At 45.9% G+C, this 7,415-nt stretch carries 8 protein-coding genes; 7 read left to right on the top strand and 1 reads right to left on the bottom strand.

Translation table 11 applies throughout. The annotated features are described in order from the left end of the window. Positions 1–48: 48 nt before the first annotated feature. On the bottom strand, positions 49–255 hold the full coding sequence (locus tag ACI31H_RS07065) for a hypothetical protein (RefSeq protein WP_439771282.1): 207 nt from the start codon (positions 253–255) through the stop codon (positions 49–51). A gap of 277 nt (positions 256–532) precedes the next feature. On the opposite strand from ACI31H_RS07065, the gene ACI31H_RS07060 reads away from it, so the two are divergent. The 7 genes from ACI31H_RS07060 (at position 533) to ACI31H_RS07030 (ending at position 7,405) form a co-directional block, all read left to right on the top strand. Beyond that, positions 533–2,944: a phosphoketolase family protein gene (locus ACI31H_RS07060; protein ID WP_439771281.1), complete on the top strand. Its 2,412-nt coding sequence runs from the start codon at positions 533–535 to the stop codon at positions 2,942–2,944. A 152-nt stretch (positions 2,945–3,096) separates the two neighbouring features. Beyond that, the gene (locus ACI31H_RS07055) at positions 3,097–3,645 is read left to right on the top strand and encodes a TetR/AcrR family transcriptional regulator (protein ID WP_439771280.1); all 549 of its coding nucleotides are present in this window, start codon (positions 3,097–3,099) and stop codon (positions 3,643–3,645) included. Between the two features lie 198 nt (positions 3,646–3,843). After that, positions 3,844–4,104: a hypothetical protein gene (locus ACI31H_RS07050; RefSeq protein WP_439771279.1), complete on the top strand. Its 261-nt coding sequence runs from the start codon at positions 3,844–3,846 to the stop codon at positions 4,102–4,104. Between the two features lie 345 nt (positions 4,105–4,449). Next, positions 4,450–5,802: a branched-chain amino acid transport system II carrier protein gene (gene brnQ, locus ACI31H_RS07045; RefSeq protein ID WP_439771278.1), complete on the top strand. Its 1,353-nt coding sequence runs from the start codon at positions 4,450–4,452 to the stop codon at positions 5,800–5,802. A gap of 21 nt (positions 5,803–5,823) precedes the next feature. Beyond that, a complete protein-coding gene (locus tag ACI31H_RS07040; protein WP_439771277.1) occupies positions 5,824–6,732 on the top strand; it encodes an ROK family protein in 909 nt (302 codons plus the stop codon). After that, positions 6,719–6,973, top strand: coding sequence for a hypothetical protein (locus ACI31H_RS07035; protein ID WP_439771276.1), 255 nt, complete (start codon positions 6,719–6,721; stop codon positions 6,971–6,973). The genes ACI31H_RS07040 and ACI31H_RS07035 overlap by 14 nt, the downstream gene beginning before the upstream one ends. An 81-nt stretch (positions 6,974–7,054) precedes the next feature. Beyond that, positions 7,055–7,405 (top strand): hypothetical protein, encoded by a 351-nt coding sequence (locus ACI31H_RS07030; RefSeq protein WP_439771275.1) that lies wholly within the window; start codon positions 7,055–7,057, stop codon positions 7,403–7,405. The last annotated feature ends 10 nt before the right edge of the window (positions 7,406–7,415 follow it).

Raw genomic sequence — 7,415 nt, 5'->3', positions numbered from 1 at the left:
GGCGTTTTTTATTTACCACCAACTGGGTGGCTAACTTCATTCTATAATCTACCTTCCAAAAATAAAGGCCGGGGCACTAAACTTAATTACCTCATAAATACCACCGAGAAAAAATTGCTGACCCACGCTCGGGGAGGTCGTCATTAACCAAGAAATTACTGACTGGGTCATGACGGTGGTGACGGCCATTGTTTTTTCAAAATCACCGACGTCGGCCCGGTTAAGATTATTTAATTGGTCTATTTTGAACACCACCTAAGTATTACAAATATTACAATTTCCAGTATACACCCTCACCATTAAGTGGGGTTAAAGTACTGCTATTATGCGCTTGTGCTTAGTTGATCATGATAGCGGTGGCTTAATTGCCAGGGCCGTTAGCCGGACTTTTAAAAATTGGACCGTATCAATTTTCAAAAAGGTTGACTTTAAAATAAAACAGGTTATTATAATACATGTAAATTTGAATAATTTACGTTAGTTGTTAGAAGCACGAACGTATTTGATTTATTCAGAAGGAGTGTTTATTAGAATGGCAGTAGATTACGATTCCAAGCAATACTTGGAAAGTGTTGACGCTTACTGGCGCGCAGCCAACTACCTTTCAGTTGGTACCTTATTCTTAATGAGCGACCCACTGTTACGTCAACCATTACAAGCAAAAGACGTTAAGCCTAAGCCAATTGGTCACTGGGGTACGATTGTTCCTCAAAACTTCATTTACGCACACTTGAACCGTGTAATTAAGAAGTACGACCTTGACATGTTCTACATCGAAGGTTCAGGTCACGGTGGCCAAGTTATGGTTAACAACTCATACTTGGATGGTTCATACACTGAAATTTATCCTGAATATACTCAAGACACTAAGGGAATGGCTAAGTTATTCAAGCACTTCTCATTCCCAGGCGGTACTGCATCACACGCTGCACCTGAAACACCAGGTTCAATCCACGAAGGTGGGGAACTTGGTTACTCACTTTCACACGGTGTTGGTGCTATCTTAGATAACCCAGAAGTTATTGCCGCTGTTGAAATCGGTGATGGTGAAGCTGAAACTGGTCCATTAATGGCATCATGGTTCTCAGACAAGTTCATCAACCCAATCAAGGATGGTGCGGTATTACCAATCATCCAAGTTAACGGTTTCAAGATTTCTAACCCAACTATCCTTTCACGGATGAGTGACGAAGAACTTACTAAGTACTTCGAAGGTATGGGCTGGAAGCCTTACTTCGTTTCAGCTTACAAGGAAGCTGATCGTGAAGGTGAATTTAACGGTTACAAGGACCACATGGAAGTTCACGAACAAATGGCTAAGACCATGGATACTGTTGTTGAAGAAATCAAGGCTATCCAAAAGAATGCTCGTGAAAACAACGATGACTCATTACCACAATGGCCAATGATTATCTTCCGTGCTCCTAAGGGTTGGACTGGTCCTACTAAGGATCTCGATGGTAACCCAATCGAAAACTCATTCCGTGCTCACCAAATTCCTATTCCGGTATCACAAGATGACATGGAACACAAGGATATGCTTGTTGACTGGATGAAGTCATACAAGCCGGAAGAATTGTTCGACGAAAACGGTCACCCAGTTGACTTAGTTGAACAAAACACTCCAGATGGTGACAAGCGGATGGCGATGAACCCTATCACTAACGGTGGTATCGATCCAAAGCCATTAGTATTGCCTAACTACCGTGACTTTGCCGTTGATGTTCAAAACCACGGTACGGTTGTTAAGCAAGACATGCTGGAATGGGGTAAGTACCTCAGCAAGATGGCAGAACTGAACCCAGACACGTTCCGTGGTTTCGGTCCTGATGAATCTAAGTCTAACCGTCTGTACGCATTCCTTGACAATGACAAGCGTCAATGGATGGAAGGTATCCACGAACCAAACGACGAAAACTTGGCTCACGAAGGTCGGATGATCGACTCACAACTTTCCGAACACCAAGCTGAAGGGTTCCTTGAAGGTTACACCCTGACTGGTCGTCACGGATTCTTCGCAACTTACGAAGCATTCGGTCGGGTTGTTGACTCCATGCTGACTCAACACATGAAGTGGTTACGTAAGGCCAAGGATCTCTACTGGCGTAAGCAATACCCAGCATTGAACTTCGTTGATACTTCAACTGTCTTCCAACAAGACCACAACGGTTACACTCACCAAGATCCAGGTCTGTTGACTCACATGTTTGAAAAGGAACGTCCAGACCTCGTTAAGGAATACCTGCCAGCAGATACTAACTCTCTGTTAGCTGTATCCAACAAGGCCTTCAACGACCAAGAATGCATCAACATCTTCGTAACTTCCAAGCACCCACGTGCACAATGGTTCTCCATTGACGAAGCTACTGAATTGGTTGACAACGGTCTTGGCTACATTGACTGGGCTTCTACTGACCAAGGTAGCGAACCAGATGTTGTCTTCGCTTCCGCTGGTACTGAACCTACTGAAGAGTCTCTTGCCGCAATCGACATTCTGCACGACAACTTCCCAGAATTGAAGATTCGTTACATCAACATCATTGAAATTATGAAGCTGATGAACACCGACAAGAACCCAGAAGGTTTGACTGACGCTGAATTCAACCAATACTTCACTACTGACAAGCCAGTTATCTTTGCATGGCACGGCTTCCGTGACATGATCCAAGCACTGTTCTTCAACCGTGCTAACCACAACCTTCACGTACACTCATACGAAGAAAATGGTGACATCACCACTCCATTCGACATGCGTGTATTGAACGAACTGGACCGGTTCCACTTGGCTAAGGACGCTATTCAAAACGTACCTGGCTACGAACAAAAGGCTGCTTCATTTGTTGCCAAGATGGACAACATGATTAACAAGCACAACCACTACATCCGTTCAGAAGGTAAGGACTTACCAGAAGTTACTAACTGGACTTGGAAGGGTCTTAAGTAATCAACTGCTGATTACTAATTAAACACTTAATAAATACAGAATGGCTACGGAATTTTCCGTAGCCATTTTTTTGTTTTAAATTTTACCGTATTTCCCGATTCCTATATTATAATTGATAGTATTAGTTCAAAGGAAAGGAACTTTTCATCCTTATGGCAGAAGATTTACGGGTACAACGAACCAAGAGGGCAATTAAGAGAGCTTTTATTTCCCTGGTAAATGAAGAGGGCTTTGCCGACGTCACCATTAAAGGAATTGCAACTAAGGCAATTATTAATCGGCAGACCTTTTATAATTACTACCAGGATAAGTACGACCTAACTGAGCAGTTAAATGACGAGTACTTAGGGATATTGAAGGGGATTATCCAGCACCGTGTCCAGGAGTTGAAAAATACGGACCGGACGCTGCCATTTTTAAGTGACTTTTATAAGGACGTTGCGGATATTTTGGCTATTCGTGAAGCAATTTTGGCCCTGTTATCGATCCAGTATGATCAAAATAGCTTTAAAGACCGCCTTCAAAAGTTATTTATTGATATTATTCAGGACCAATTGTCAATTGAGTTTACCGACCTCGATATCGCAGTTATTGGTAGCTTCTATATCAATATGATCAGCTTTATCGCCAAAAACAATGTCAAACCGACGGAACAAGACATGGCCGAACTTCGCAAACTCGTTTTATTGATTATGCAATAAAAGCGGATCTGTCGACTAGGGTGACAGATCCACCGATACTGTCGAATAAACGACACTCTACGTTTTTTTAACGATTGTTCTTATCCGATATCCTCCTAAAATAGAAAGTGAAAAGAAGTTAACGAACAGCAATTATCAATAAATCCCGATTCTCGTTCGTAACTTCTTACCAATTAATTCTTAAAGGAGGTAGTTACCATGTTTCAAACTTTCTTTTGGATTTTAGCCATTTGGTTCATTGTTAACGTTATTTGGATGTGGTTCCAGCTTAACAACCAGTCATTACAAAAGTGGTTTGGCTGGATCAATGTGATTGCAGTTATAATTGGTTTTTGGGTATACTACGGCACCACTCATGATGCCGGCGGAATCGCTCCTTGGTTCCTAACCATGAACTGGGTTAACATCGTCATTGCATGTATCCAGTTCTACTTTGGTTACCGGAAAAACAACAATTAGCGAAAACTAATTATACCTGCGCCCTTGCTTTTACACCCTAAAAAATACGTTTTTCCAAGAAGCCTTTCCGCGATAAGGAAAGTGGGAGTTAGACAGGAGTTGGTCACGACTTCGTTTTTTGACGCGAAGCTAGTCTCTGGGAACCCCCGCGAGTACAAATAGAGGTCCAGAGTTCGGTTTTACCGGGCTCTGGGCCTCTATTTGTGTACCGCGTTGTTCGCTTTTGATCTGTACAGAGGGACTTATGTCACGTCCCCACTTTTAACGCAATTTTTGACTAAGGGACCTTCTGTCGGTACTTCTCTTCCGGTATAATTTAAAAGATTGAAAATGAGGAGGAGAATGATGGAGAATAAACGAATTGGTTTAAAGGACTACCTAGTAATCGGCTCACTGATCTTTGGGATGCTCTTTGGCGCTGGTAACCTGGTTTTCCCGGTCCACCTAGGACAACTAGCTGGTAACCACTGGGCCAGTGCGGCGGGGGGCTTTATCCTTTCGGGAGTTTTACTACCGTTATTGGCACTGGTGGCCCTAAGTATCACCCGGGCCCGGGGGCTCTTTGAATTAGCGCTACCAGTTGGTAATTGGCTGGCCCTGGCCTTTTTAGTCCTCGTCCACGCAACGATTGGACCCCTGTGTGCGACACCACGGACGGCAACCGTCCCCTACGCGATCGGAGTTGCCCCCTACCTTCCGGCCAACTTACAGCAGGTTGGGTTGGCCCTGTATACCGGGGCCTTTTTCCTCTTGGCCTACTTTTTTGCCCTAAAAGAGGGGAAGGTAACGGAAATTATCGGAAAGGTCTTAAATCCAGCCTTCCTAGTAATGTTACTAGTAATCTTTTTGATGGCCTTTATCTGGCCGATGGGGAGTCTTCGTCAGCCAGCGCCGACCACTGCCTACCGAGTTAGTTCGTTTGCCAATGGCTTTTTGCAGGGCTATAACACCATGGATGCCTTAGCAATGCTAATCTTTGGGGTAACCATTATTGCCGCTGTACAGCAACTAGCACCGGCTAAGCGGCAGGTTCCCCTGGCAACCGCAATTGGTGGGATCGTTGGGATTGCTGGTGTGGGGATCCTCTATCTCGGGCTAATTTACCTGGGGACAACAAGTCGGCACCACTTTGCAATCGCTAGTAACGGGGGGACAACGCTTAACCAGGTCGCTCACTACTATTTGGGAAGCTTTGGTAACGCCTTGTTACTTACACTGGCAACCATTACTTGCTTAACCACTGCGATGGGGCTATTAATTGCCTTTTCCCAGGACTTTCACCAGCGTTTTCCGCAGATTTCATATAAGAATTTTTTGCGGGTCAACTGCCTAGTGTCCTTTTTAATTGCTAACCTCGGCCTTGATAAGATTGTCGCCTGGTCAACACCGATCCTAATGTTCTTGTATCCCCTGGCGATTGTTCTAATCCTGCTTGGTATTTTGTCGCCATTCTTTAACAACCATGCTGGTGTTTACCGCTGGGCACTTGGACTAACCGTTATCCCCGCCGTCTTTGACATGGTGAATGCCTTACCGGCGGTTCTGCGTAATAGTAAGTTTAACCAGAGCCTAATTGGGTGGGCGAGTCACCACCTGCCATTGTTTCAGGCTGGCTTTGCCTGGATTCCCTTTGCGCTAGCTGGTCTAATCATCGGCCTGCTTGTTTGGTACGGTCAGCGGTATTATACTAGTAAGTAATTTTCACGGGGGAGTGACTAGATGCAAAATCACTATCTAAGTATCGATATTGGTGGTACAGAGATTAAGAGTGCCCAGATTGACCATTCCGGGAACATTATTAAATGTCATCAGGTGGCAACTCCCCATGAGCGGGGCGCCTTTTTGGGCGAGCTAGGCCAAATTATCGGGGCTAACCGGGGTGTGCGGGCCATCTGTGTTAGTGTGCCGGGAATTGTTAACCCCCGGACCGGAATGGTTCAATTTACGGGGGCCCTAGGATTTATGGGTGATTTTTCCCTTAGTAGTTACTTTCGGCAGTTAACGGGCCTGCCGGTTTACGTCGGTAATGATGCCAACTGTGCAACCCTAGCTGAAATGTGGTTGGGCAACCTTGTTGGTATCCAAAATGGTGCGGTGATAACCTTAGGAACCTCAGTCGGGGGTGGCCTGGTAATAAATGGTCAGTTGCTGACCGGCCCCCACTTCCGCGCGGGGGAACTGAGCGCAATTGTTAATAACCATGACCACACCGACCTCCATGAGGCCACGGTTGGTGCCAGCACGTCCGCGGTCAAAATGGTGGCGGCGGTCGCCACAGCGTGTGGCCTTCCGGATAAACGGGATGGGCGCCGGGCCTTTGTCGAGATTAACCGGCACCAACCGCCGGCCTGGCCGATTTTTACGGCCTTTTGTCGTCGGGTAGCGGTCTTGATCGTTAATATCCAGGCCGTGGTTGACCTAGAACGAATCCTGATTGGCGGGGGAATCAGTGCCCAGCCAGTTGTGGTTACTGAAATTCGTCGGCAATTTGCCCTGCTTCAAAAAGGGGACCGCCGGCTGAATGATGATATCGCCATGCCGGATATTTCGGCAGCCAAATTTGGTAATGAGGCCAACCTTTTGGGGGCCTTATATGGATTACTTTTACAGGTGAATGGAGAAGAATAAATTGTCGATGAATGCGAATAATTCAATGGGGACCCGGATCGTGGCCCTCTTATTGGGCCTGGTCATCAATGCCCTGGGAAATGGCCTGACCGTTGCTACTAATATGGGGGCCGCCCCGTGGACCGCGGCGGAAGTTAACTTGGCCACGCTTGTTCATATGTCTGTAGGACTCACAATGTTTATTGTGGGGGCCCTAGTGGCGGTTGCTAACCAGTTACTAATTCGCCGGTGGGATGGCTAGCGTTTTGGGGGTGAAATCGCCTTTATTGCTGGCTTTAGTTACTTCATCGATGTCTTTATTGCCCTTTTTAACCGCCTGGGGGTGCCGTCATTACCAATCCTGGTACGGGTTGGCTTGTGTTTGTTAGGGATCATGATCTTTTGTGCCGCAATCTCCTTTTACCAGCGGGCCAACCTGATAATGCACCCCAACGATGACACGACCAATATCCTGCGTTTCTTATACTTTCATGGCCGGGTAGGCAAGGCACAGTTAGTTAACTTCTTGGTACCGTTAGGGCTACTAGTAATTACGACGGTGATTGGTCACCACCTTTACTCCGTTAACGTCGGTACGGTTTTTTGCGTACTTTTCAACGGCCCGTTGATTGGTTTTGCCGACCGTCATTTCTGGCTGAGTCTCCACCATAATTTCCGCGTTAAAAGTGAGTGAGACGGGCTTC

It is taken from the genome of Limosilactobacillus sp., assembly GCF_051873035.1.
Classification (GTDB): domain Bacteria; phylum Bacillota; class Bacilli; order Lactobacillales; family Lactobacillaceae; genus Limosilactobacillus.
Note: the sequence above shows the minus strand (reverse complement) of the source record. Positions and strands in the feature narration are given on the sequence as shown.

Bases quoted from the DNA above. Each gene is read 5' to 3' on its own strand.
- ACI31H_RS07060 (WP_439771281.1), top strand. From the start codon at position 533: ATGGCAGTAGATTACGATTCCAAGCAATACTTGGAAAGTGTTGACGCT.
- ACI31H_RS07055 (WP_439771280.1), top strand. From the start codon at position 3,097: ATGGCAGAAGATTTACGGGTACAACGAACCAAGAGGGCAATTAAGAGA.
- ACI31H_RS07050 (WP_439771279.1), top strand. From the start codon at position 3,844: ATGTTTCAAACTTTCTTTTGGATTTTAGCCATTTGGTTCATTGTTAAC.
- brnQ (WP_439771278.1), top strand. From the start codon at position 4,450: ATGGAGAATAAACGAATTGGTTTAAAGGACTACCTAGTAATCGGCTCA.
- ACI31H_RS07040 (WP_439771277.1), top strand. From the start codon at position 5,824: ATGCAAAATCACTATCTAAGTATCGATATTGGTGGTACAGAGATTAAG.
- ACI31H_RS07035 (WP_439771276.1), top strand. From the start codon at position 6,719: ATGGAGAAGAATAAATTGTCGATGAATGCGAATAATTCAATGGGGACC.